The 23123-nt window shown below is 68.6% G+C and carries 25 protein-coding genes and 1 tRNA gene; 14 read left to right on the top strand and 12 right to left on the bottom strand.

Going from position 1 to position 23123, the window contains the following annotated elements:
* The coding region (locus tag BLR03_RS20135) for a D-galactonate dehydratase family protein (RefSeq protein WP_091256000.1) at positions 1 to 876 on the top strand (876 nt) is incomplete at its 5' end.
* 104 nt (positions 877 to 980) lie between these two features.
* On the opposite strand, the gene BLR03_RS20140 is transcribed toward BLR03_RS20135, so the two are convergent.
* The gene (locus tag BLR03_RS20140; protein ID WP_091256002.1) at positions 981 to 1190 is read right to left on the bottom strand and encodes a hypothetical protein; all 210 of its coding nucleotides are present in this window, start codon (positions 1188 to 1190) and stop codon (positions 981 to 983) included.
* 348 nt (positions 1191 to 1538) lie between these two features.
* Here BLR03_RS20140 and BLR03_RS20145 point away from each other — a divergent pair, with 348 nt between their 5' ends.
* On the top strand, positions 1539 to 2321 hold the full coding sequence (locus BLR03_RS20145; protein WP_091256004.1) for a phosphatase PAP2 family protein: 783 nt from the start codon (positions 1539 to 1541) through the stop codon (positions 2319 to 2321).
* Between the two features lie 23 nt (positions 2322 to 2344).
* Here BLR03_RS20145 and BLR03_RS20150 read toward each other — a convergent pair whose 3' ends face one another.
* Positions 2345 to 2632 (bottom strand): MerR family transcriptional regulator, encoded by a 288-nt coding sequence (locus BLR03_RS20150; protein ID WP_091256005.1) that lies wholly within the window; start codon positions 2630 to 2632, stop codon positions 2345 to 2347.
* Positions 2633 to 2770: 138 nt separating this feature from the next.
* On the opposite strand from BLR03_RS20150, the gene BLR03_RS20155 reads away from it, so the two are divergent.
* The 3 genes from BLR03_RS20155 (at position 2771) to BLR03_RS20165 (ending at position 4158) form a co-directional block, all read left to right on the top strand.
* The gene (locus tag BLR03_RS20155) at positions 2771 to 3199 is read left to right on the top strand and encodes an Hsp20/alpha crystallin family protein (RefSeq protein ID WP_272914140.1); all 429 of its coding nucleotides are present in this window, start codon (positions 2771 to 2773) and stop codon (positions 3197 to 3199) included.
* Positions 3200 to 3265: 66 nt separating this feature from the next.
* The gene (locus BLR03_RS20160; protein ID WP_091256007.1) at positions 3266 to 3673 is read left to right on the top strand and encodes a J domain-containing protein; all 408 of its coding nucleotides are present in this window, start codon (positions 3266 to 3268) and stop codon (positions 3671 to 3673) included.
* A 95-nt stretch (positions 3674 to 3768) separates the two neighbouring features.
* Positions 3769 to 4158 carry a hypothetical protein gene (locus BLR03_RS20165; RefSeq protein ID WP_091256009.1) on the top strand — a complete coding sequence of 130 codons (390 nt, stop codon included), beginning with the start codon at positions 3769 to 3771 and terminating at the stop codon, positions 4156 to 4158.
* A 17-nt stretch (positions 4159 to 4175) separates the two neighbouring features.
* Here the strand turns inward: BLR03_RS20165 and BLR03_RS20170 are convergent, their stop codons facing one another.
* Positions 4176 to 4751 carry a TspO/MBR family protein gene (locus tag BLR03_RS20170; RefSeq protein WP_368086987.1) on the bottom strand — a complete coding sequence of 192 codons (576 nt, stop codon included), beginning with the start codon at positions 4749 to 4751 and terminating at the stop codon, positions 4176 to 4178.
* A 116-nt stretch (positions 4752 to 4867) separates the two neighbouring features.
* On the opposite strand from BLR03_RS20170, the gene BLR03_RS20175 reads away from it, so the two are divergent.
* Positions 4868 to 6397 (top strand): GH1 family beta-glucosidase, encoded by a 1530-nt coding sequence (locus tag BLR03_RS20175; protein ID WP_091256011.1) that lies wholly within the window; start codon positions 4868 to 4870, stop codon positions 6395 to 6397.
* 36 nt (positions 6398 to 6433) lie between these two features.
* Here BLR03_RS20175 and BLR03_RS20180 read toward each other — a convergent pair whose 3' ends face one another.
* The 3 genes from BLR03_RS20180 to BLR03_RS20190 form a co-directional block, all read right to left on the bottom strand.
* Entirely contained in the window at positions 6434 to 7501 is a 1068-nt protein-coding gene (locus BLR03_RS20180) for an App1 family protein (protein WP_175460632.1), read from the bottom strand.
* A gap of 105 nt (positions 7502 to 7606) precedes the next feature.
* Positions 7607 to 8365: a DUF72 domain-containing protein gene (locus tag BLR03_RS20185; RefSeq protein WP_091256061.1), complete on the bottom strand. Its 759-nt coding sequence runs from the start codon at positions 8363 to 8365 to the stop codon at positions 7607 to 7609.
* Between the two features lie 50 nt (positions 8366 to 8415).
* The gene (locus BLR03_RS20190; protein ID WP_091256014.1) at positions 8416 to 9297 is read right to left on the bottom strand and encodes an aldo/keto reductase; all 882 of its coding nucleotides are present in this window, start codon (positions 9295 to 9297) and stop codon (positions 8416 to 8418) included.
* A 160-nt stretch (positions 9298 to 9457) separates the two neighbouring features.
* Between BLR03_RS20190 and BLR03_RS20195 the strand changes: the two genes are divergently transcribed.
* Positions 9458 to 11347 (top strand): glycoside hydrolase family 15 protein, encoded by a 1890-nt coding sequence (locus tag BLR03_RS20195; RefSeq protein ID WP_254788612.1) that lies wholly within the window; start codon positions 9458 to 9460, stop codon positions 11345 to 11347.
* Between the two features lie 252 nt (positions 11348 to 11599).
* The gene (locus tag BLR03_RS20200) at positions 11600 to 11908 is read left to right on the top strand and encodes a hypothetical protein (protein WP_091256016.1); all 309 of its coding nucleotides are present in this window, start codon (positions 11600 to 11602) and stop codon (positions 11906 to 11908) included.
* Positions 11909 to 11954: 46 nt separating this feature from the next.
* On the opposite strand, the gene BLR03_RS20205 is transcribed toward BLR03_RS20200, so the two are convergent.
* Positions 11955 to 12872: a CHAD domain-containing protein gene (locus BLR03_RS20205; RefSeq protein WP_091256017.1), complete on the bottom strand. Its 918-nt coding sequence runs from the start codon at positions 12870 to 12872 to the stop codon at positions 11955 to 11957.
* 63 nt (positions 12873 to 12935) lie between these two features.
* Here BLR03_RS20205 and BLR03_RS20210 point away from each other — a divergent pair, with 63 nt between their 5' ends.
* The 3 genes from BLR03_RS20210 (at position 12936) to BLR03_RS20220 (ending at position 14928) form a co-directional block, all read left to right on the top strand.
* Positions 12936 to 13283 (top strand): hypothetical protein, encoded by a 348-nt coding sequence (locus BLR03_RS20210; RefSeq protein WP_091256019.1) that lies wholly within the window; start codon positions 12936 to 12938, stop codon positions 13281 to 13283.
* A 132-nt stretch (positions 13284 to 13415) separates the two neighbouring features.
* Entirely contained in the window at positions 13416 to 14177 is a 762-nt protein-coding gene (locus BLR03_RS20215; protein ID WP_091256020.1) for an SDR family oxidoreductase, read from the top strand.
* Between the two features lie 127 nt (positions 14178 to 14304).
* Positions 14305 to 14928 carry a dihydrofolate reductase family protein gene (locus BLR03_RS20220; protein WP_091256022.1) on the top strand — a complete coding sequence of 208 codons (624 nt, stop codon included), beginning with the start codon at positions 14305 to 14307 and terminating at the stop codon, positions 14926 to 14928.
* A gap of 17 nt (positions 14929 to 14945) precedes the next feature.
* Here the strand turns inward: BLR03_RS20220 and BLR03_RS20225 are convergent, their stop codons facing one another.
* The 3 genes from BLR03_RS20225 to BLR03_RS20235 all read right to left on the bottom strand — a co-directional run bounded on the left by BLR03_RS20225 (position 14946) and on the right by BLR03_RS20235 (position 18190).
* A complete protein-coding gene (locus tag BLR03_RS20225; RefSeq protein WP_091256023.1) occupies positions 14946 to 15365 on the bottom strand; it encodes a sterol carrier family protein in 420 nt (139 codons plus the stop codon).
* Between the two features lie 182 nt (positions 15366 to 15547).
* A complete protein-coding gene (locus tag BLR03_RS20230) occupies positions 15548 to 16564 on the bottom strand; it encodes an asparaginase (RefSeq protein ID WP_091256025.1) in 1017 nt (338 codons plus the stop codon).
* A gap of 36 nt (positions 16565 to 16600) precedes the next feature.
* On the bottom strand, positions 16601 to 18190 hold the full coding sequence (locus BLR03_RS20235; protein ID WP_091256027.1) for a molybdopterin-dependent oxidoreductase: 1590 nt from the start codon (positions 18188 to 18190) through the stop codon (positions 16601 to 16603).
* A 538-nt stretch (positions 18191 to 18728) separates the two neighbouring features.
* Between BLR03_RS20235 and purD the strand changes: the two genes are divergently transcribed.
* Both purD and BLR03_RS20245 read left to right on the top strand, forming a co-directional pair.
* The gene (gene purD / locus BLR03_RS20240) at positions 18729 to 20039 is read left to right on the top strand and encodes a phosphoribosylamine--glycine ligase (protein WP_091256064.1); all 1311 of its coding nucleotides are present in this window, start codon (positions 18729 to 18731) and stop codon (positions 20037 to 20039) included.
* Complete coding sequence (locus BLR03_RS20245) at positions 20036 to 21016, top strand: phosphoribosylaminoimidazolesuccinocarboxamide synthase (protein WP_254788613.1); 981 nt, start codon at positions 20036 to 20038, stop codon at positions 21014 to 21016. Before purD ends, BLR03_RS20245 begins: the two co-directional genes overlap by 4 nt.
* A 68-nt stretch (positions 21017 to 21084) precedes the next feature.
* On the opposite strand, the gene BLR03_RS20250 is transcribed toward BLR03_RS20245, so the two are convergent.
* The gene (locus BLR03_RS20250) at positions 21085 to 22350 is read right to left on the bottom strand and encodes a helix-turn-helix domain-containing protein (protein WP_091256028.1); all 1266 of its coding nucleotides are present in this window, start codon (positions 22348 to 22350) and stop codon (positions 21085 to 21087) included.
* A 130-nt stretch (positions 22351 to 22480) separates the two neighbouring features.
* On the opposite strand from BLR03_RS20250, the gene BLR03_RS20255 reads away from it, so the two are divergent.
* Positions 22481 to 22699 (top strand): hypothetical protein, encoded by a 219-nt coding sequence (locus tag BLR03_RS20255; RefSeq protein WP_091256030.1) that lies wholly within the window; start codon positions 22481 to 22483, stop codon positions 22697 to 22699.
* A gap of 224 nt (positions 22700 to 22923) precedes the next feature.
* Here BLR03_RS20255 and BLR03_RS20260 read toward each other — a convergent pair.
* A tRNA-Pro gene (locus BLR03_RS20260) sits at positions 22924 to 23000 on the bottom strand.
* Positions 23001 to 23123: the final 123 nt, after the last annotated feature.

Raw genomic sequence — 23123 nt, forward strand, 5'->3', positions numbered from 1 at the left:
GCCTACGGCCACGCCTCCGGTGCGGACATCCCCTCGCTCTTCGACTCGGTCCGGGAGCACCTGGAGCTCGGGTACAAGTCCATCCGGATCCAGACCGCCATCCCCGGCATCAAGGCCGTCTACGGGGTCGCCGCGCAGGCACAGGCCTCGGGGGAGCGGTATGACTACGAGCCCGCCGGCCGCGGCGCGTTCCCGCAGGAGGAGGACTGGGACACCCGCGCGTACCTGCGTCACCTGCCGACCGTGTTCGAGGCTGTGCGCAACGAGTTCGGCCCGGAAATCCCGCTGCTGCACGACGGGCACCACCGGATGACCCCGATCCAGGCCGCCAAGCTCGGCAAGGCCCTGGAACCCTATGACCTTTTCTGGCTCGAGGACTGCACCCCGGCCGAGAACCAGGAAGCGCTCCGCCTGGTCCGCCAGCACACCACCACCCCGCTGGCGATCGGGGAAATCTTCAACACCGTGTACGACTACCAGACCATCATCAAGGAACAGCTGATCGACTACGTGCGGGCCGCGTCCACGCACTTCGGCGGGATTTCGCCGCTGAAGAAGGTCATGGACTTCGCCGCGCAGTACCAGATCAAGTCCGGCTTCCACGGCCCCACCGACATCTCCCCGGTCGGGTTCGCCGCGCAGCTGCACGTCGGGCTGGCCATCCACAACTACGGCATCCAGGAATACATGCAGCACTCGGACAAGACCAACGAGGTCTTCGAGCAGTCCATGACGTTCGTGGACGGCTACCTGCACCCGGGCGACAAGCCCGGCATCGGCGTCGAATTCAACGAAGAGGCCGCGGCCGCGTTCCCGTACCAGCAGGCCTACCTGCCCTACAACCGCCTCGTCGACGGCACCGTCCATGACTGGTGACCGTCCCTGAAATGCCAAAAAAGTCCCGGGCGGCGAGTCGATGCTCTGCCGCCCGGGACCTAGCCGTTTTAAGGCCTGTTCTCAGCGCCTGACCTTCAGGCGGCTCAGTGAACGAGCTCGCGGGTCATGCCGAAGGGCACCTGGTCGGATAGGGCCGCCGTGTAGTGGCCCGGCCTGTGCCGCGTCAGCAGGATGCCGTGGGTTCCGGCGGTCATCGCGAGCCGCTGAAGGCCGAGGACGGCGTCGTTGAGTCGGTCGTCGAGGACTTTGCGGCTGTCGACCTGGATCTCAATGGTCGGGGTAACTTGGGTCATAGCACAGTCTTTCTTGGAGTTCTTTTCTTGGCCCCAATAGTTGAATGGACGATAACGTCATATTTATCCGGGCGTCAAGTCCCCGGACGGCGACTTCCGGTCCTTAAAATGCGGTCCGGGGGAGCGCCGCGGCCTGGACCTGCGGATCCTTTTCAACCCGGGACCTTCGGCACTGGACAGATTCCGCGCGAGGCGAACGGGCGAAATGGCTGCCGGAGCGCCTGCCCGCGCCCGCGAGAGGACGGCCGTTAGTGGCGCCGCCCGGACATTCTGCGTATCGAATGCCGGACAACGGGGATAATCTTCTGCAGAGAATGTCCACAAACGGCGCAAAGGCGGCACGGCACCATGGCAGAAGCACAATCGGATAAGTCGCAGGGCCGGTGGCGGACCTTCCACGAGAAGTTCGTCGTCGAGGAACGGTTCATGAGCGTGTCGGCGCGCCGGAATCTCTACCGCACCGCCGTCGGGCTGATGATCGTCGGCGTCGTCCTGTTCGTCGTGATCCTGACAGGTGTCCTGCAGCATGGCGGCATCTCGGCGGCCGACGAGCCCGTGCGGTCCTGGCTCGTGACCCTGCGCGGTGAACCCGCAACCACCATCATGATCATCCTGGCGATCGTATTCGGCCCCATCGGCCTGCCGATCATCGTCCTGATCGTCACCGTGGCCTGGGGATTGGCCGCCAAGCATGCATGGCGGCCCATGCTCCTGGCCGGCGCCATGCTGACCGGCGTGATCCTGGCGCAGGTCATTGGCCGGATCGTGGAGCGCCACCGCCCTCCTGTGGACCTGATGCTCTTCGGCGCCGACACCACCTTTTCCTTTCCGTCCGGCCATGTCCTGGGCGCGTGCGATTTTCTGCTGGTCACCACGTACCTGGTCTTTTCGCGCCGGAAGAACCCGCGGTCGGCCATCATCGCCTTCATCGTGGCGGGGATCGGGATCTTCTTCGCGGCAGTCAGCCGCCTCTACCTCGGCTACCACTGGATGACCGATGCCCTGGGCGCCTTCTCGATCTCGCTCGTGGTCCTGGGCGGGGTCATTGCGCTGGATACCTGGCGGACGGCCCGGATTCCGGGGGAGCGGGTCACCGGAACGCTGTCCACCGCCGACGCCGGCACGGACTAAGCCCCGGTACGGACTAAGCCCCCTTAGCGGCTGCGCGCCCGTTTGAGTTCGGCGCGCAGCCGCGCATTGGCGGCCTCGAGTTCCATCACCTTGGCCACCCCGGCCAGGTTCAGGCCCTCTTCCAGGAGTTCGCCGATCCGCCGCAGCACCGCGAGGTCAGCGTCGCTGTACTGCCGTGTACCGCCTGCGGTACGGTCCGGGGTGAGCAGTCCCCGCCGCTCGTAGAGCCGGATGTTCTGCTGTCCCGTGCCCACCAGATGTGCCACCACGGAGATGGCGTAAAGACCTGCCTCCGACCCGCTCTCCGCCATGGTTTTCCTCCCGTTCCTGCGGTTTCGGCCTTGCAGCAGTGTGTCACCAGTGCTATAAAAAATCTATACCCGTCACCATAGAAAAACGGCGACGGGTGATGGAGAAAATGGAGCCAACTCGCGCTGAAGGAGTGGGAAATGATGTTAATTCGGACGGACCCGTTCCGTGACTTTGACCGGTTCGCCCAGCAGGTCTTCGGAACGACGGCGCGCCCCGCCGCCATGCCCATGGACGCGTGGCAGGAGGACGGCGAATTCGTCGTCGCCTTTGACCTCCCGGGCGTCAACGTTGACTCGATCGGGCTCGATATTGAACGCAACGTCCTGACGGTCCGGGCGGAACGGCGGGACCCCGTGCAGCCCAATGTGGAACTGACGGTCTCCGAGCGCCCCCGCGGTGTATTCAGCCGCCAACTGATCCTCGGCGAGACCCTGGACACCGAGAACGTCAAGGCCCACTACGCCGACGGTGTCCTGACCCTCCGCGTCCCCGTGAAGGAACAGGCCAAGCCGCGGAAGATTGAAATCACCCATTCGCAGGACAACCTGCAGGAGATCGGCAAGTAGTCCCGGGAGCCTGCGCCGGGCACCGGGCCCGGCGCAGGCTCCGGCTTCACACGGCGGAGCCCAAGAATGCCCTCGAACAACCCCGACCCCTGCGGCTACTACGCACTCCTGCACGTGCCTCCGGACGCGAGCCGGCAGGAAATTGGCCGCGCCTTTCGGGCGCTGATGCGCCGGCACCATCCCGACGCCGGAAACTCCGGGGCCGGTCGCGGTCCCGGCGATTCCGGTGCCGGCGAGGTGAGCGCGATCCTGGAAGCCTTCGCCGTGCTGCGGGACCCCAGGACGCGGGCCGACTACGACGCCGGCCGCCGCCGGGCAGTCGACCAGGCCGGCACGTGGAAAGGCGGCGCCGGACACGGCGGCCGTGACATCCCGGTGCGCATCATCCGGCGCCGGGAACCGCTTCTGCGGGTCTTCCCCGTCCGCTGGGAACCAGAGAGCCGCCCGGAGCAGCCCCCACACAGAGGTCGCTGAGCAGGGGTCACTGAATTAGGGTTCACTGAGCAGAGACCGCGGGCCTGGCCGCCGACCCCAATCATCAGCCACTCCCACGTAGGAGGAGAACGTCCATGAGTGCATGGCGCCGTTACGATTCACACCTGATGCCGGTGTTCCACGAACGCTTCGAGAAGCGCTGGGGCCAAGGCACGGCACCGTTCCTGGATCCGGAGGCGCACGAGGCCCCGCTGCCCCGGGCCCAATGGATCAACGTCGATACCGGCGCGGCGCTGGCGGTGGTTCCGGTCTGGACCGCCGAGGACAACCAGCACCGTTCCTTTGGCGTGTTCTACCTGCCGCCCGCGGGTGATATCTGGGTGCTGAGGCCCGGCTTCACCGAGTACCTGGAGCCTTCGGCGGACGAGGCGGAGCAGCTTATCGGCCTACGGAACGACGCCTTCCGGAAGGCGGTGGCTCACGCCAAGGACTTCCTCTTCGGGCCGGAGACATCGGTTTTCTGAGCCGCCGGGTGCCGGGCTCAGTTGTTGGCGGCCGCGTAGACGTTGAGGCTGCAGGAGAACACGATCCACGAGACGTAGGGCAGCATGAGCAGGCCTGCCGCCCGGCTGGCGAGGCCGAACAGGACAGTGGTTGCCGAAGCGGCCACGGCGTGCGCCACGATGACCAGGAGGGCAAGCCAGAGGGCTGCCGTGCCGATCATCGGATACATGCCGAAGAACAGCGGCGCCCAGGCCAGGTTCAGGAGCAGGAGGATGCCGTAGACCGTCATGGCGCCGTTGTGCCGCCCGGCGGCCGGCGCGGATTTCACCCCGGCGCCCGGCCCGGAGCGCTGCCGCCATACCAGCCATGCAGCCACGGCCATAGCCGTGTAAAGCATCATCCAGACCGATCCGAAGGCCCAGCCCGGCGGAGTCCACGGAGCCTTGTCCGCCGCCGCATACCAGCCGCCGGCGTTGCTGATGATGACCTGCGAGGCGAGGTAGGCCACCGCGTGGGAAACCGCGAGGAAACCGACGAGGGCCGCACCCTGCCGCCGCGGCCCGGACCGCGCCGACGGCCGGCGGTCGGCGGCGTGTTCAATTTTCACGTGCACGGATCAACACTGGCCAATGCCCCGGCGTCCGTCAAACCGGCGAGGTCGTGGCGCCCGCTCCGGGGCGAGGCCTAAGATCAGTCAACCACCACAGAAACTACATAGGGGTCCTGTCGATGAACGCTTCCGCCAAGGAGTTGGCCGCCCTTCTTCCGCCCGGTTTTGCCTTGGGCGTGGCGACGTCCGCCTTCCAGATCGAGGGCGCGCTCGATGAGGACGGCCGCGGCCCCTCCGGATGGGACGTCTTCGCCGCGAAGCCCGGAGCGATCGTGGAGGACCAGAGCCCCGCGGTCTCCTGCGACCACTACCACCGGATGCCCGAGGACGTGGCCCTCATGAGGGACCTCGGGATCGATTCCTATCGGTTCTCGCTGTCCTGGCCCCGGATCCAGCCCGCCGGCAGCGGACCCGTCAACCCGGCCGGGCTGGGCTTCTATGACCGGCTGATCGACCTGTTGCTTGAAAACGGGATTTCCCCCATGGCCACTGTCTACCATTGGGACACCCCGTTGCCGCTGGAGAAGGCCGGCGGCTGGATGAACCGCGACACGGCGTACCGGCTGGGCGAGTTCGCCGCCATCGCCGCGGCCGCCTTCGGGGACCGCGTAGAACGCTGGGTGACGGTCAATGAGCCTGCCACCGTCACCACCAACGGCTACGCCCTGGGCATGCACGCGCCCGGCGAAGAGCTCATGCTCAAAGCGCTGCCCAGCGTGCACCACCAGCTGCTGGGCCACGGCCTGGCGCTCCGGGCGCTGCGTGGCGCCAAGGTGCGCGGTGAAATCGGCATGACCAACGTCTACTCGCCGATGGTCCCCGCCACCGCAAACCCGCTGGACAAGCTCAGCGCCGGACTCATGGACGTGGCACAGAACCGGCTCTACGCGGATCCCGTGCTGCTCGGCAAGTACCCCGACGTCATCAGGGCAGCCACGTTCTTCTCCTCCTCGTTCAGCCCCTCCAGCGAGGACATGGACCTGATCTCCCAGCCTTTGGATTTCTACGGCCTGAACTACTACATGCCCACCCGTGTCGGCTCGGGCCCGGGCGAGGGGGCCGTGCCGCCGGGCATGGCGGAGGCCATGGGGGATGACCTCAGCGGGACGCCCGGGGCGCCCTTCCACATTGCGTCGTTCCCGGACACGGAGACCACGGCCTACGGCTGGCCGGTCAAGCCCGAATACATGGCCGTCGCCCTGGCCGAGATGGCCGAGCGCTACCCGGACCTGCCGCCGGTCTACATCACCGAGGGCGGGGCGAGCTTCGAGGACGTCGTGGTCCGGGATGCCGCGGCGGACCGGCGGATCATCCCGGATGAACGCCGCGTGCGGTACCTGGCGGACCACATCGGCACGGCTCTGGAAGCCACGCTTCCCGGTGGCGCCGCCGAGTCCGTGGACCTTCGCGGCTATTACGTGTGGTCCCTCATGGACAACTTCGAGTGGTCCGCCGGGTACAAGCAGCCATTCGGCCTGGTCCACGTCGATTTCGACACCCAGGTCCGCACGCCGAAGGCCTCGTACTACTGGCTGCAGGAGGTGATCGCCGCCCGGAACGCGGCGTCCGCCGCGCACGTGCCCGGGGCCGCCGCGGTCGGACCGCAGGAGCCAGCCGCCGACGTCGAACCGTCCCGCCCGGCGGGCTGAGGCCCTTACCCGGATCAACGTCAGCGCAGACCTACCTCAGAGCAGGTCCAGGTCCTGCAGGCCTTTGGCGAGTCCGGCGCCATCGGGAGAGTAGATCCAGGGAACTGAGGATCCCGAGTGGTCGCCGGAATCGGAGTGGCCGCCGGCGAGGACGGCCTCGCTGGCCGAAAGCTGCCGGATCCCGATCGCGGCCACCCGGTCCGGGTGCTCCTGGGCAAAGCCGGAGTAGATTTCTTCATCGTGCTGGCCGTTGTCGCCGAACAGCAGCCAGCGCATGTTCGGGAACTCCTGGGCCAGGAGTTCAAGGTTCCGCCGCTTGTGTTCCTGGCCGCTGCGGAACCAGCGGTCGTGGGTCAGGCCCCAGTCCGTGAGCAGCAGAGCGCCCGAGGGATAGAGGTTCCGGGCGATGAAGCGGGCCAGGGTGGGCGCCGCGTTCCACGGTCCGGTGGACAGGTACAGCACCGGGGCCTCGGGGTGCTCGACCTTGAGCCTGTCCATCAGAACAGCCATGCCGGGCGTCGCCATCCGGGCGCGTTCGTTCAGGACGAAGGTATTCCACAGCGCCAGGAAAGGCCGCGGGAGCGCCGTGACCATGATGGTGTCGTCAATGTCCGAGACAATGCCGAGCTTGGTGTCCGCTGAGATCACGAAAATCCTGGCCTCGACCGGTTCCGTTCCCTCGGCCCGCAGCGTGGCCGTATGCCAGCCCGGGGTCAACGCCACGGGAACCACGGTGTCGACCAGGCCGCCGCGGTCCGCACGGACGCGGGTGGTGACGCCGCCGAGCCGGATCTCCACCTCGGTGAACTGGACGGGGACGCTTGTGAAGGCGCGCCAGCCGCGGAAGTTCTGGTTGCCGTTCTGGACAAGTCGCTCTGCCTTGCTGCCCGGCACGGGCTTGCTGGTGAGGACCACCCGGCCCAGGACCCGGACCCACTCGGTAGAGCCGTAGCCCTGATAGGCGACGGTCTGCGGGATGAACTTCCAGCGTCGGGCCGTCTTGAGGCGCAGCCCATTGACGGTGTCCGACACCCAGTGGGCGAGCCGAAAGGCCCTGGTGCCGGACACGGGCTGCTGCTGCGCTGGTTGTGACGCCAATTCCATGCCCCCACTCTCCCACAGCGCCGGACGCCCGCCGTGCGTGTGACTAGCCCGCGGCCGTAGTACCGCGACGGCGGTCCCGGAGCCGGACGCGCCGCGACGCACGGCCTACCAGGGAAGCGACTCGCCCAACAGCCGGCTCAGTGCGGCGGCGTTGCGCACGGCGTTGCCGCCGCCGTCGTTGTTGAAATAAGCGAACACGTCCTTGCCGTCCGCCCGCCATTCGCCAATTCGCGCAGCCCACCACTGCAGGTCCTCGTCCGGGTATGAACCGGCGTAGAGGGCGTCGCGGTCCGGGCCGTGCAGCCGGATGTAGACGAACGGGGCCGTCGCGCGCAGGACGCACGGGAGGCCGGCACCGCTCATGATGCAGTACGCCGCGCCGTGCCGCTCCAGCAGGGCATACACTCCCGTATCATCCCAGCTCGGGTGGCGGAACTCCACGCTGACGCGGATCCACCCGGGCAGCGCGGCGAGAAAATAGTCCAGCCGGGCGTCGTCCCGCCCGAAGTCCGGCGGCAGCTGGACGAGCAGGACGGCCCGCTTGTCGCCGAGTTCGTGCCAGCACCGGGTGATGCGCTCCACCCACGCCTCCGGGGCGTAGAGCTTCTTGCCGTGGGTCAGGCCGCGCGGGGCCTTGACGGACATGGCGAAGCCATCGGGCAGGCGGCGCCGCCAGCCGGCGAACGCGTCTTCCCTGGGCCAGCGGTAGAAGCTGGCGTTCAGTTCCACGGTGTCGAAGCGGGCCGCGTAGTGCGCCAGCCGGTCCCGGGCCGGCAGGCCCGGCGGGTAGAGGACCCCTTCCCAATGGTCATAGCTCCAGCCTGACGTCCCGATCCGCACAGTGCCCGTGCGGTCAGTATTCATGTGCTCTGCCATACCGGTCCGTGCCCCTCCGCGTCCGTGCCCCGGCCCGCCTAGACCTCGCCGGCCCAGTCGCCGGCATGCGTGGCGACCGCCGCCTCCCAGCGCTGCCGCTCGGCGTCGGGCAGCGGCCCGCGCACGACGGCGGCTGCCGCCGCGTCCAGATTGGCCGGCTGCGAGGTTCCGACGATCGCCGTGGAGACGCCGGGGCTGAATGCCGAGAACCGCAGTGCCGTGCCCTGCCAGTCATCGGCCTCCGGCTCCAGGCCCATCTCACGAAGCCGGTCCCAGTATGTCTCGCCGTACACCCCGGTGGGGCGGTCCGCGTGCCGCCACGGCGCGTTGGCCAGGGGGCGCTTGGCAACCGCGCCCAGTCCGCTCCGCGCCGCACCGGGCAGCACCTCACGGAGGGAACGCTGGTCTGCCAGGTTCACGGAGGACTGTACGGCGCCGAAGACGCCGGCCGAGGCGGCCCAGGCGAGGGCCTCGTTCTCGCCGCTGTACCCCGGCACCCGGACCTTGCCCGCGTCCACGCAGGCAAGCAGCGCCTGCACGGCATCGCCCCGCTCCAGCACCGCGAGCGGGCAGGAATGCAGGAAGACGACGTCGATCGTGTCAGTGCCGAGAGTGGCCAGCGCCTCGTCGACGCCACGGGTCACCGCGGTGGCGCTCCAATCCGGGACGCCCTCGACGCCGTAGCCCACCTTTGTGGACAGGACGACGTCGTTGCGGTGCGCCGGGAGCCAGGAGCCGATGCGTTCCTCGGACAACCCGTAGCCCCGGGCCGTGTCGATGAAGTTGATGCCCAGCTCCAGTGCCCGGTCCAGGAGCGCATGGGCCTGGTGCTCTGTCACGTCGTCGTAGCCGATGTGGCCGGCGCCGAAGCCCAGGGCGGAGACCTGCAGGGACGATGATCCGAAGTTCCGTTTCAGCATGGATGGATCCTAGTCCCGCGGGCCCGGCCTTCCGCAAACCGGGAAGGCCCTGCGCCGCTCCCGCGCAGCCCCGGTGCGCCCCGCCGTCGCGCGCCGTCGTCGGGCCCCTCGTCGTCCCGCCTCCTCGAACCCGGAGAGCCGGTGTGGCACTGTAAGTGTCATGGCACGCATCGAGGATTACGCAATGGTCGGCGATCTGCACACCGCCGCCCTAATCAGTACAGAAGGTTCCATCGACTGGCTCTGCCTGCCGCGTTTCGACTCGCCCGCCTGTTTCAACGCGCTGCTCGACACGGCCGCGGCCGGGCGGTGGCTGCTGGCGCCGGCAGGCGGCGGTGAATGCACCCGGCGCCGCTACCGCGAAGACACCCTGATCCTGGAGACCGAATGGGAGACGCGCGAGGGTGCGGTCAGGATCATTGACTTCATGCCACCACGTGACGAAGTGGCGGACATCGTGCGGATCGTGGTGGGCGTCCGCGGCACCGTGCGGATGCGCGGCGAGCTGGCGCTGAGGTTCGACTACGGCCACATTGTGCCGTGGGTCCGCCACGACGAGCACGGCATCCACGCCGTTGCGGGGCCCGACGCCGTCTACCTCGTGACCGAGGCGCCGCTGCGCGGCGAGCGGATGCACACGGTCAGCGACTTCACCGTCACGGCCGGGGAGCGCGTTCCCTTCGTGCTGACCTGGAGCCCCAGCCACCTCGCCCGGCCGCGCACCGTGGACCCGGAAGCGGTCTTGGTGTCCACTGAGGAGTTCTGGCACAGCTGGTCTGCCAAGTGCACGATCACCGGGCCGTACCGCGACGCGGTCCAGCGCTCGCTGATCACGCTCAAGGCCTTGACCTTTGCCCCCACCGGCGGCATTGTCGCCGCCGTCACGACGTCCCTGCCGGAGGAGATCGGGGGCACCCGGAACTGGGATTACCGCTTCTGCTGGCTCCGCGACGCCACCCTGACGCTGCAGGCGTTGCTGGCCGCAGGCTACACGCAGGAGGCCGGTGCATGGCGTGACTGGCTGCTCCGCGCCGTCGCCGGGGATCCCGCCGATCTGCAGATCATGTATGGACTCCACGGGGAGCGCCGCTTGCCGGAGACCGAACTTCCCTGGCTCAAGGGGTACGAAAATTCCGCTCCCGTGCGCACCGGGAACGGCGCGGCAGGGCAGCTGCAGCTGGACGTCTGGGGCGAGGTGCTCGATTGCCTGTCCCTGACACGGAACTCCCTGCTGAAGCACACCGACGACGCCTGGGACGTCCAGGTGGCCCTCATGGAACACCTCGAGACGGCATGGCGCCAACCGGACAACGGGTTGTGGGAAATGCGCGGGCCGCAGCGCCACTTCACGCACTCCAAGGTCATGGCATGGGTGGCGGCGGACCGCATGGTCAAGGGTGTCCGGGACTTCGGCCTGACCGGCCCGGCGGACCGATGGGAGGAGCTGCGTGACACCATCCATGCCGAGGTCATGGCCAACGGGTTCGACGCCGAACGCAACACGTTCGTGCAGTCCTACGGGCGGCCGGAACTGGACGCGAGCCTGCTGCTGCTGCCCCGGGTCGGCTTCCTTCCGCCGGATGATCCGCGCATCATCGGAACCATCGACGCCGTCCAGCGCGAGCTGACGCACGACGGCTTCCTGCGCCGCTACCTGCCAACGGAGAGCGACGACGGGCTTCCTGGCGAGGAGGGGGTGTTCCTGGCGTGCTCCTTCTGGCTGGTGGAGGCCCTGATCGGGGCGGGCCGGCGCCATGAGGCCCGGGAACTGTTCGAACGCCTGCTGGCGCTGCGCAACGACGTCGGACTCCTTAGTGAGGAGTGGGGCGTCGAGGCCGGCCGGCAGCTGGGCAACACGCCGCAGGCGTTCAGCCACTTCGCCCTCATCCTGAGTGCACTGGAGCTCCATGACGACGGTGTCCGCCGCAGCGACACCCCGCTGGACGCGGGCGGCGCCGCGCGCCACCCCGGGCCAGCCGAACACCCCGGACCAGCCGAACACCCCGGGCTGGCGGGACACCCGGCTCACGGCGGGACCCCGCGCCCTTGATCCGCCGCTGAGACGCGCCTAATCCGCGCCCGTCAACCGCGCCCCTGAACTGTGCCCCACGGCGGGCGCTTGAGCTGCGGCGCGGCGGGGCGCCTGAGCCGTGCGCCATGGCGGGCCCGGCGGCGTTCCGGTGCGCGTCCGGGCGTGCGGCCGGCGAAGCCTTCGGGGCTTTCGCACGGCCGTCAAGTAAGTATACTTACTAATATCCCGGCACGGGATATGGCGGGGGATACATGGAACGAGGAGTGTGCAATGGCGGGATATTTCGAGCTCGTGGACGCGCCCGAGGGCGGCTACCGCATTCGGATGTTGGACGGTGCGGGCGAGCTGATGGCGGTCTCGATCACCTTTCCCAGCAAGAGGGCGGCGGTGGCCGGCGTCGCCCAGGCGCGGGAGATCGCCGGAACCGGCCTGATCAGGGACCGCAGTTCCGATGCCCCGGCCGCCCGGCACGGCTCGACGCCGCGGGTGATCCGGCGGGCCCTCGGCACCGCCGGGCGCTCAGCGCCCGCGACCGGCGGCTCGCTGGCGGCGGGGAAGAGGGCGCGTGCCCGCCACTGATGGATGCTGAACGGATGGGGCGCTGAACCCACTGTGCGTAGTCCGGCTACCTGTCCCGTGGTCCGGGGAACTTCTTCCAGGCCTTAGCGAAGTCCGCCTCGGCTTGGGCGGCCAACTGGCCCTCGCGGGCGTGCAGCCGCCCGAAGGTGAACCCGGGTTCGCCGCTGCCCGCAGCACGCCGTCCGAGTTCACTCAGCAGGGTCTGTGCCGCCACGCTGTCCTGGTGCAGGCCCAGCGCGGTTTGAATGTGCCGCGCCGCCAGGGCCATCCGGGAAAGCCTCTTCGCGTCCCCCTTCCCGGCCACGGTAGTGGCGAACTCGGCGGCATAGCGCAGACGTTTGGCCGATTTGCGGACCTCATGCAGACCTTCATCCCGGGACTCGGTTTCAGCGTCGGAAGGGGCACCCGGTTCTCCGCCGGCCCGCGGAGCCAGCCTGTCCACCGAGCGCCTGAGCCGTGCCTCATCCTTGGCCACGAGTTTCCGCACAGTCTTATGCGGAGGCCGGGAGGCCTTGGCGGTCAGCGGGGCAGCGGTGACAAACTCCGCCAGCCGGCCGAGCAGGAGGGCGTAGCGTTCGCCGTCGAGGGCCACGATCACATTCTTCATGCCCGCGGCGGCGGAGGCATCCAAAGTTTCGTCGATCCGTTCGGCCGCCGGACCGATAACCAGCCCCGGGGGCTCTTCGGCGAGCAGTTCCCTGAGCCGGTCCTGGACCACCGTCGGGTCCCGGGCGGCGCCGAGCACCCCGGAGATCCACTGGAGCTCGGTGCGGACGTCATCAGCGGCGCCGGCGGCAAAGAGCGTTCGTCCCGTGGCCAGCAGCGAACGGAGCCGCCGGGCCGCGACGCGCATCTGGTGGATGGCTTCCGCCTGCCCGGCCCTGGCCCCGGGGCCGTGTCGGCGCAACTCGCCCAGTTGTTGTCCCAGATAGGCCTGCAGAACATCCCCCGTGGTGGTCGCCATGCTTTACTGTACTGACTTCCCCGGTGCCCGCACAGAGCCCTTCGTACCGGTTACAGTAGGGCCATGGATCCGCGGGGGAATCGGGACGCCGGCCCTGCCGGAGCGCGTCTGCTGGGCCGGCTGGCGGTGCCGCTCATTGCCCTGGCGATGCTGCTCGCGGGCCTGGTCCTGCTTGCCCAGCCGGTGCCGCAGGAAGACTTCGGCTGGTTCGCTTATGCCCCGCTGGCCTCCCGGCCCGTCGTGCCGCAGGGGCTGGTCTTCATGGGCCCCGAGACCTGGACCGGCGTTGCCCTGATCGGCGCCGGCCTGCTGGTCCTGGCGTTCTGGTCCGGCTACCGCGCGGGCCGGCAGATCCGGGACGGGCGGATCGGGGACGGGCAGGTCCGGGACCGCGACGACGACTCCCGCTAGGGCCGCGTCCGCCCGACCTCAGGAGTGGGCAGTTCGCGGCAGTCCGGGCGCGCAACACTGCCGTGACCGGCCCACTCGGCGGTAGGCTGGCCGGGCAACGGCGCACGCGCGCACCAGTCGAGGAGGACCCCCATGAGCCAGCACCACACCCCCGGACGGGTTGCCGTCGTCACCGGAGCCGGATCCGGCATTGGCCGGGCGGTGGCCCGGCTCATGCTGGCCGAGGGCTACCGTGTGGTCCTGGCAGGCCGGCGGGAAGATCCGCTGCTCGAGACCGCGGCCGGCCACCGCCAGGCGCTCGCGGTACCGTGCGATGTCACCGTCCCCGCCGACGTCGAACGGCTCTTCGCCGCGGCACTGGAGCAGTGGGAGCGGGTGGACGTGCTGTTCAACAACGCCGGCGTGTTCGGCCCCGCCGCCGCGGTGGACGAGATTACGGTGGCGGACTGGAACGCGACCGTAGCGGTAAACCTCACGGGATCTCTCCTCTGCGCCGCCGCCGCCGTCCGTGCCATGAAGGCCCAGTCGCCCCAGGGTGGCCGGATCATCAATAACGGCTCCATCGCGGCCCATTCGCCCAGGCCCAAGACCGTGGCCTACACGGTGACCAAGCACGCGATTACCGGGCTCACCAAGAGCATTGAGCTCGACGGACGCGGGTTCGGCATCACCTGCGGACAAATCGATATCGGCAATGCGGCCACGGATCTCATGGACGAGATCGGAGTGGGCTCCGGGGCCGTGCAAGCCGACGGCAGCCGCAGGGCCGAGCCGACATTTCCGGTGCAGGACGCCGCCCAGGCCGTGCTGCTCATGGCCGGGATGCCGGCGTCGGCCAATGTGGGATCCCTCGTGGTCACAGCCGCCGGCATGCCGTTCATCGGCCGGGGCTGAGGGGCCGCATGCGCAGCGGGACTCGTGTCGAGCCGTCGATCCCTGTTGTTTCGCAGGCGGATCCTGTGACAGCCTCGAAGTGATCCCGTCGCCGGGGCGACGACGGGCGACAGAGAAGGAGCCCGGCATGGGACTCATCCATATCGACCTCTTCACCACACTCGACGGCGTCGCGCAGGCGCCCGGCGGCCCGGACGAGGACGCCGACGGCGGTTTCACGTTTGGCGGCTGGCAGGCGCCTCTCTTGGACGAGGTCGTCGGCGAGCAGGTCGAATCCGGGATGGCGGGGATGGACGCGCTGCTGCTGGGGCGCAGGACCTACGACATTTTCGCCGCGTACTGGCCGCACGCGGACGGGGGCATCGCGCGGCTGTTCAACCGCCTCCCGAAGTACGTGGCTTCGCGCCAGACGCCGACCCTCGAATGGGCCGACTCCGCCCTGCTCGGTCCTGATGTCGTCGCCGCCGTGCGCGAACTGCGCGACCGGCACGCCAACATCCACGTCATCGGCAGTCTCGACTTCGTGCAGACCCTGTTCGCCGAGCGGCTCTTCGATCGGCTCACGCTCTGGGTGTATCCGATCCTCCTCGGCACTGGAAAGAAGGTCTTTGCCGACGGGGTCGTTCCGACGAACCTCACACTCATCGAGCCGGTCGTCGCCTCACCGAAAGGTGCGGTGCTGCAGCGCTACGCGCTCGCGGACGGCACGCCTGGCGTCGGCGATATGGCGGCCCGCAACCAGGAAGGCTAGGGCGGGTTTTTCACGCCCTAGAGGGGCAGGAGCGCGGAGAGGTCCGCGCGCAGTCCCGAAGCGGCCACTTTGCCGGCCGCGACGGCATCCGCCCAGCTCAGCTGCCCGCTGACCATCGCCAGCCAGGTGGCGGCGTCGCACTCGATGACGTTGGGGGGAGTGCCGCGCGTGTGCCGCGGGCCCTCCACGCATTGCGTGACGCCGAACGGCGGGACGCGCACTTCCACGGAGTTGCCAGGGGCCCGCGCGGTGACCTCCTCCAGCGAGTAGCGCACCGCCGTCGCGATCGTGCTGCGCGGGACGGTGCCGGCGGCCCCGCTTCCCGGCACTGTTGCTCCCGGCACTGTGGCTCCCGGCACTGCCAGGGTGGCGTCCTGCCATGCGGCGAGCGCCGCGCGGCCCTCGTCCACGGCGATGCGTCGGCGCGATACGGCCACGTTCCTGCCTCCAGCCTGGCGATGTCACGGCCGCCGCTCGGCGGCCTCCCACCAGCCTATGCCACCGGCAGGACCGGTCCGGAAGGGTCCGTGGCCGGCCGTGGCCGGCCGCCGGGCAGCCTCGGACCGGAGCGGAAGTCCCAGTCCGACAGTGTCAGTCCAGCAGTGTCAGTCGAGCGTTGTCAGTCCAACAGTGCCGCGACGGCCCGGCCGAGCCGGATCTTGCCGACGGGGCGTCCGCCGCCCAGAACGGGGTCAACCACTTTGTCCAGCACGCTGGACACTTCGGGGATTTCGACGGCGCCCGAGGCGGCGAGCAGGGTCAGCCCGACGAGGGTCGTGGCCCGGATGTTGCCGTCGAGCATCTTGATGGCGACGGAGACTCCCTGCCGGGTGGCCATGACCAGCACACCTTCGGCGCCGATCTTGGCCAGGATGCCGAGTTCGTCCATGACGATCGTGTTGGTCTGTCCACGGCCCTGGACGGCCCAAGGGTAGTCCAGCATGGAGGTGGCGATCGTGGCGGCGCGCGCGTTGGAGTTCTTGTCGCCCGGAGCCTTGGCAAGCTTCGAGTAGGCCCGGGCCAGACCGGTCAGAGAGACGGCGGCAACCGGTGCGCCGCAGCCGTCGATCCCGAGATGCACAATGCGTTCACCGCAGTACTCCTCGATAACCGAGCGGATGCGCTGCTGCAGCGGGTGGTTGGGTTCGAGGTAGCTGTTCTTGTCCCACCCGTTCTCCGTGCACGCCCACAGGAACGCCGCGTGCTTGCCCGAGCAGTTGAAGGCAAGCCTGGACTTGCCGCGCTCGGTCTGGACGAGCCAGTTCCGGGCCGTCTCGTCCTGCGGCCAGTCGGCCGGGCACTGCAGCTGGTCTTCCTTGGCTCCGGCCGCCTTGAGCATGCCTTCCACCACATCCATGTGGTCAAGGGATCCGATGTGGCTGCCGCACGCAATGGCCACCTGGGCACCCCGCAGAGGCACGCCGGACTGCATCGAGGCCAGGGCCTGCAGCGGCTTGAGCGTGGACCGGGCAAAGATGGGGGCGGTGACATCGCCGAGCTCGATCACCACGGTTCCGTCCGCGGCCATCACAACAGCCGAACCGATGTGGCGGGACTCCACGAAGCCGCTGCGTTCGATGACTGCCAGTTCGACGGCGGAGTCGACTGTGAAAGTTGCATGCGGGTTCAAAGCCATGCAGCAAGTGTATGGTGCCGGGTGCGGATACCCCGGTTATTCCACGGTCACCATGACCGACTGCCAGCCGGAGGCGCCGTCCGGCACCGGATCCGCCCGCTTGTCCGTTTGCACCTGGCCGGTGCCGTCCGTGGCGCGGACCTTGATGTAGTGCGGGCCGGGCGTGGCATCCCAGTCCAGGGACCACTGCCGCCACGTGATGAGCGAGGCCTCATCGGAGAGCACAGCCTCGGTCCACGGACCGTTGTCGATCTGCACCTCGACCTTGGTGATGCCGCGGGTCTGGGCCCATGCGGTGCCCCCGAGCGCGACCTTCCCGGCCGGGACCTTGGCGAAGGACTTGGGCACTTCCACCCGGGCCATGGTTTTGATCGGACCCCGTTCGGACCAGCCCCGCTGGGTCCAGTACGCCTTGTTGTCGGCGAACCGGGTCACTTCCAGGTCGACCACCCACTTGGTGGCCGAGACGAAGCCGTAGAGCCCCGGGACCACCATCCGGACCGGGTAGCCGTGTTCGAGCGGGAGAGGTTCGCCGTTCATGCCGATCGCCAGCATCGCGTCGCGGTCGTCCTGGAGGACCTCCAAAGGGGTGGAGGCGCTGAAGCCGTCAACCGACGTGGACAGCACCATGTCCGCGCCCTGCGTGGGCCGGGCCATCTTCAGGACGTCGCGGATGGGCATGCCCAGCCACTTGGCGTTGCCGGCGAGGTTGCCGCCGACCGGGTTGGACACGCAGGTCAAGGAGACATGGGATTCGATGAGCCGGGCGTCGAGGAGGTCCTGGAAGGTGAGCCGGACCTCCTGTTCCACGAGGCCGTGGATGCGCAGCTCCCAGTCCTGGGCATTGATCTCCGGCACACTGAGGGCCGTGTCGATTCGGTAGAAATCCTTGTTCGGGGTCAGCCACGGAGTGACGCCGGGGGCCTTGGACTGCACACCGGCCGGGACCGCGGCGGCGGCCTTGGCAGGTGCGGGCAGTTGCAGCGACTCACGCGCCGCCGCCACGTTGCTGCGGGCGGCGCTGAGCATCCGGCCGCCGGTGGCGGCAATGGCCGAGGCGGCCGCGGTGATGCCGGCGGCGGCGAAGAATCCGCGCCGGGTGGTCGCCGGGCGCTCGGGTTCCTTCGCCGCGAGGTCGGCCGCCTCGTCCGGCCATTCCTGCATCCGCCACAGCCGCGTGATCAGGAGCCGGAGTACCACGAGCCCGGCCGCGGTGCCGATCAGGGACGGGATGGCGTCGATCGGCTTGACACTGGCCCGCGTCACCACGCTGCCGACGATCACGGCGCCCATCAGCAGCACTCCCGCCACGCCCAAGGCCCACTTCCGGTAGGCCACGATGCCGAGCACGCACGCCAGGAGCAGGATCGTGACGCCCATGCCGACAAACAGCGCCGCCTTGTCGTTGGTGCCGAACGTTTCAACGGCAAAGTTCTTCATCCATAGCGGCGTGAAGTCGATGAACGTCGAGCCCAAGGCAATCAGGGGCGTTGCCCGCGTGGTGAAGAAGGCACCAATCAGTTCCGCGACGGACAGGACGACGGCGGCGGCGGCCACTCCGGCCACCGCGGCCAGGGCTGTGGCGCCGCGGGACCGCTTGCTGGGCTTCATGCTGGGCTTTGTCATACAGGCCATTCGTAGCCGCAGGCCCGCCGGATTTGTCTAGCGAGTGGACATGCTCCCCGGCGACCCGTCGAAAGGAACACGCTCCGCGGCCACCTGCCGGGGATTGGACATGCTCCTTGGCCCGGGGGACATGTCCAGCCCTGGTATCCGGGAGAGGACATGGTGGCATTATGTCCAGTGGCTGCGGCCGGGACTGGGCATGTCCGGGGGAGTTTCTGGGCAACGGCGTGGGCCGAGGAGTGATGTCATGCCTGGCCGAAGGGCATGCTCCGCGGCCACCCGGCAGCGAATGGACATGCTCCTTGGCCGCGTCCCGGGGAATGGGCATGCTCCTCGGCCCGGAGGACATGTCCAGCCTTGGTATCCGGGAGAGGACATGGTGGCATTATGTCCAGTGGCTGCGGCCGGGACTGGGCATGTCCCACGGATTACGCGGTGCCTGGGCACGTCCGGGCATGTCCCGGGCGGAAGATTGAGCATGTCCAGCGGCCGACACAGCTTAGGAGCCTGCGGGGTGCACCACGTACCCTTGGAGACTGTGAAGGTACTTGTCATCGGCCCCGGCGGCCGCGAACACGCCATTGTCCGATCCTTGCTTGCAGACCCCAACGTGTCCGAGGTCCACGCGGCCCCGGGCAACGCCGGCATCAGCGCGCTGGTCCCCACATACGCGATCGACGCGAACGATCCCGACGCCGTCGCCGCGCTCGCCGTCAAACTCACCGTGGACCTGGTGGTGGTCGGACCGGAGGCGCCGCTCGCCGCCGGAGTGTCCGACGCCGTCCGAGCCGCCGGCATCCCGGTCTTCGGGCCGAGCAAGGCCGCAGCCCAGCTGGAAGCGTCCAAGGCCTTCGCCAAGGAGGTCATGGCCGAGGCCGGCGTCCCCACGGCGATGGCCCGTGTGGCTTCCAACGCCGAGGAAGCCGCCGACGCCCTCGACACCTTCGGCGCCCCCTACGTCGTCAAGGATGACGGGCTCGCCGCCGGCAAGGGTGTTGTGGTCACCTCCAACCGCGACGAGGCCCTGGCACACGCCCAGAGCTGCTTCGACGCCGGCGGCACCGTGGTCATCGAGGAGTTCCTGGACGGCCCCGAGGTCTCCGTGTTCGTCCTCTGCGACGGCCGGAACACCGTCGCCCTGTCCCCGGCACAGGATTTCAAGCGCATCTTCGACAACGACGAAGGCCCCAACACCGGCGGCATGGGCGCGTACACACCCCTGGAATGGGCCCCCGAAGGCCTAGTCCAGGAAGTCATCGACCGCGTCGCCCAGCCCACGGTCAACCAGATGGCCCACCGCGGCACGCCGTTCGTCGGCGTCCTGTTCGTCGGCCTGGCACTGACCTCGCGCGGCACCCGGGTTATCGAATTCAACGTCCGGTTCGGCGATCCCGAAACCCAGGCCGTCCTCGCCCGGCTCAAGACACCCCTCGGCGGGCTACTCATGGCCGCCGCGAAGGGCGAACTGGACAAGGTGCAGCCGCTGCGCTGGTCCAAGGACACCGCCGTCGCCGTCGTCGTGGCCGCCGAGAACTACCCCGGCACCCCGCGGACTGGCGACCGCATCCGGGGCCTGAAGAAGGTTGACGCGCTGGAAGGCGTCCACATCATCCACGCCGGCACGAAGCTGGACGAGGAAGGCCGGGTGGTCTCCGCCGGCGGCCGCGTCCTGGCGGTGGTGGCGCTGGGCACCGACCTCGTCGAGGCCCGCGAGCGGGCGTACGACGGCGTCGAACTCGTCCAGCTGGACGGCAGCCAGTTCCGCACCGACATCGGCCGCAAGGCTGCCCGCGGTCAAATCCAGGTGACGACGGCGGGCGCCCCGGCCGCGTCGAAAGCGAAGGCATGACCGTGACGCATCCCGCAGCTTCGACCCCCGGCCCCGCACAGTCCGGGACCCCGCCCAAGGGCGGGCTGGACACCGCGACGCTGGACCTGCCGGGCTGGCAGCACGTCTATTCCGGCAAGGTCCGTGACCTCTACGTCCCCGCGGACACGGCCATCACACAGCGCTTCGGCCAGGACTGCGTCCTGGTGGTGGCCAGCGACCGCATCAGCGCCTACGACCATGTACTGGCCAGCGAGATCCCGGACAAGGGACGCATCCTGACCCAGCTGAGCCTGTGGTGGTTCGAACAGCTCGGCGTCGCGCACCACGTCCTCGCCTCCACGGTCGACGGCGGTGTTCCCGCCGCCGTCGAGGGCCGGGCGATGATCTGCAAGAAACTGGACATGTTCCCCGTCGAGTGCATCGCCCGCGGCTACCTCACCGGCTCCGGGCTCCTGGAGTACCGCGAGTCCGGCACCGTATGCAGCATCCCGCTGCCCGCCGGCCTCGTGGACGGATCGCGGCTGGATGAAGCCCTCTTCACGCCGTCGGCGAAGGCCGAGGTGGGCGAGCACGACGAGAACATCACCTACGACGCCGTCGTTGGCCTCGTCGGTGAGGAGGTCGCGGCCAAGCTCAGCGAGCTCACCCTGGAGATCTACACCAAGGCCGAGGACATCGCGCGCGGCCGCGGCATCATCCTGGCCGACACCAAAGTGGAGTTCGGCGTCGACGCTGCGACCGGCGTGATCACCCTGGGCGACGAGGTGCTGACCCCGGATTCCTCACGCTTCTGGGATGCGGCCACGTACCGGCCCGGGCAGGCCCAGCCGTCCTATGACAAGCAGTACGTGCGCGACTGGCTGACCTCGCCGGAGTCCGGCTGGGACAAGGCCTCCGACACGCCCCCGCCGGCCCTTCCGGCCGACGTCGTGGCACGCACGCGCAGCCGCTACGTGGAGGCCTACGAGAAGCTCACCGGGCGGACGTTCGCCTAATCCGGCGGCCCCGCCGGCACCGTGCGCCGGGCCCATCACGGGGCCCGGCGGCACGGCCTGTGCGGCGGCTAGGCTTCGGCGGACGCTGCCTCGGCGCGCCGCTGGGCGAGCCGGATCTCGAGCACGGCATCCAGTGCCTGCTGGACCCGGTCCGAAGCTCCCGCCGCGCTGAATTCCTTCTGCGCTTCCTCGAGATAGACCAGTGCCTCGGTGGATTCCCCGGCGGCCTTGAGGGCCTTGCCCAGCAGCAGGGACACCTCGCCGGCCGTGTGCCGGGCCAGTGACTGGCGCTCCGCGTGGATTTCGCGCAGCTTCTGGACGGCCGCCACGATGTCTCCGGTGAGGTAGAGCCAGCGGGCCCGGATGAAGGCGACTTCCAGCTGGTCGGTCTTGTTGCCGCCCACAATCGAGAGGGCCAGTTCGGCGCGTTCGATCGAGGACAGGGTTTCGGGTTCGACGATTCCAGAGGAGAGCCGGACCGCCGCCGAGGCCTTGTTGAACCGGGCCCACAGGTCGATGTCGTTCGCCGGGGAGAGCAGCCGGCCGGCACGCTCGTGGTACTTGATGCCCTCGGCGTAGTCGTGGCGCATGAACGCCACGTTGCCGATCACCCAGGCCACCTCGCCGGCGAGCTGGGACATGGAGTGGTCATCCATCTGGTCGTTCATGGCCTGGCAGTACTCCCAGGCCTCGTCCAGCCGGCCGCTCTCGGCCAGGGCGCCGATGAGCGCCCGCAGGGCGCCGATGATCATCGTGGAGCCCTTGGGCAGCTGGGCGCAGAGCCGCACCGCTTCCTGCGCATGTTCGACGGCGGCCGTCAGTTGGCCCTGCCCCTGCGAGGCGGCGGCGAGCATCTGTTGGGCGCGGACGCCGAGACCGGCCGATTCCGCGGCCATCGGGTGCTCCAGGAGATTCCGGACGACGTCCTTGCACTCCTGCCAGAGGCCCTGCTTGATCAGGCACTCGGCCTGCATGTAGGTCATGTTCCACCAGGCGCTGGTGTTCTTGGCGTCCAGGGCGATCTTGGCGGCGGCGGCGGCGTGGGCGGCGGCCACGGGGTAGTCGCGGAGGTCCCAGGCCTGCCGGGCGTACAGTCCCGCGAGCACATATTCGGCGTCGCTGACGGACACCGGCTGGCTCCAGGCTTCGAGCGCTTTGGGGGCCAGTTCGAGCCGGCGCGCAAGCTCTTCGATGACATCGGCAGTGGGCTCGCGGCGTCCGGTTTCCAGTAGCGAGATATAGCTGGGGGAGTACAGGTCACGGCCCAGTTCCGCTTGCGTCAGGCCCCGTTCGAGCCGTTCCGCGCGCAGCTTCTCCCCAAATCCGTTCCCCACGGACACCTCCTAATTCCGGACATTCTTTGTACTAAATGCTTGACAGTCTCTGTGGAAATCATTTTACAATGTGTGTCAACAAGGGTAGTGCTGACTTGGTTAAGGACCCCGACTCTTATTGAGGAACTCTATGTTGAAGAAGATTGCAGCCGGCGCCGTTCTGGCGGGCGCACTGGCATTCTCTGCCGCGGCTCCGGCCGTGCTGTCCGCTGCTTCACTTACCGATGTCTCACACGTTGCCGCGGTCGGCAACTGGCCGGATCCAATGCGCACCGCGCAGGCGGTCGGCAACTGGCCCGATCCCATGACCGCTTCGCTCAACGTCGGCAACTGGCCCGACCCCATGTAACAGCTCGGCTCTAACGGCTCAGGTGTGACGGATCCGGCGCAGCACCTGCCGGCATCCTCCTCACACAAATCCAGCACAGCCCCGGGATCTATCTCCCGGGGCTGTGCTGCGTCCGGCGCAAGGATCCCCGGCCTGGGGGCGGTCCCGGAGGATCAAAAGCGGGGGAAACAAGAAGCCGGGAAACAAAAAGAGGACCCTCCGCATGGAGGGCCCTCTTTTATCTATGGTCGGGATGACAGGATTTGAACCTGCGACCTCGTCGTCCCGAACGACGCGCGCTACCAAGCTGCGCCACATCCCGATCCGTTGCTTCAAAAGCAACTTCACAAGAGTATCCGATCATGGCCCCGGATGTGAAATCGGGGGTGACGCCCTTGTGCGGGGGCGGGGTTTGGGGGCCGGGCTTGGGGACGCGGTTAGGGCG

Source organism: Arthrobacter sp. ok909 (assembly GCF_900104405.1).
GTDB classification, from domain to species: domain Bacteria; phylum Actinomycetota; class Actinomycetes; order Actinomycetales; family Micrococcaceae; genus Arthrobacter; species Arthrobacter humicola.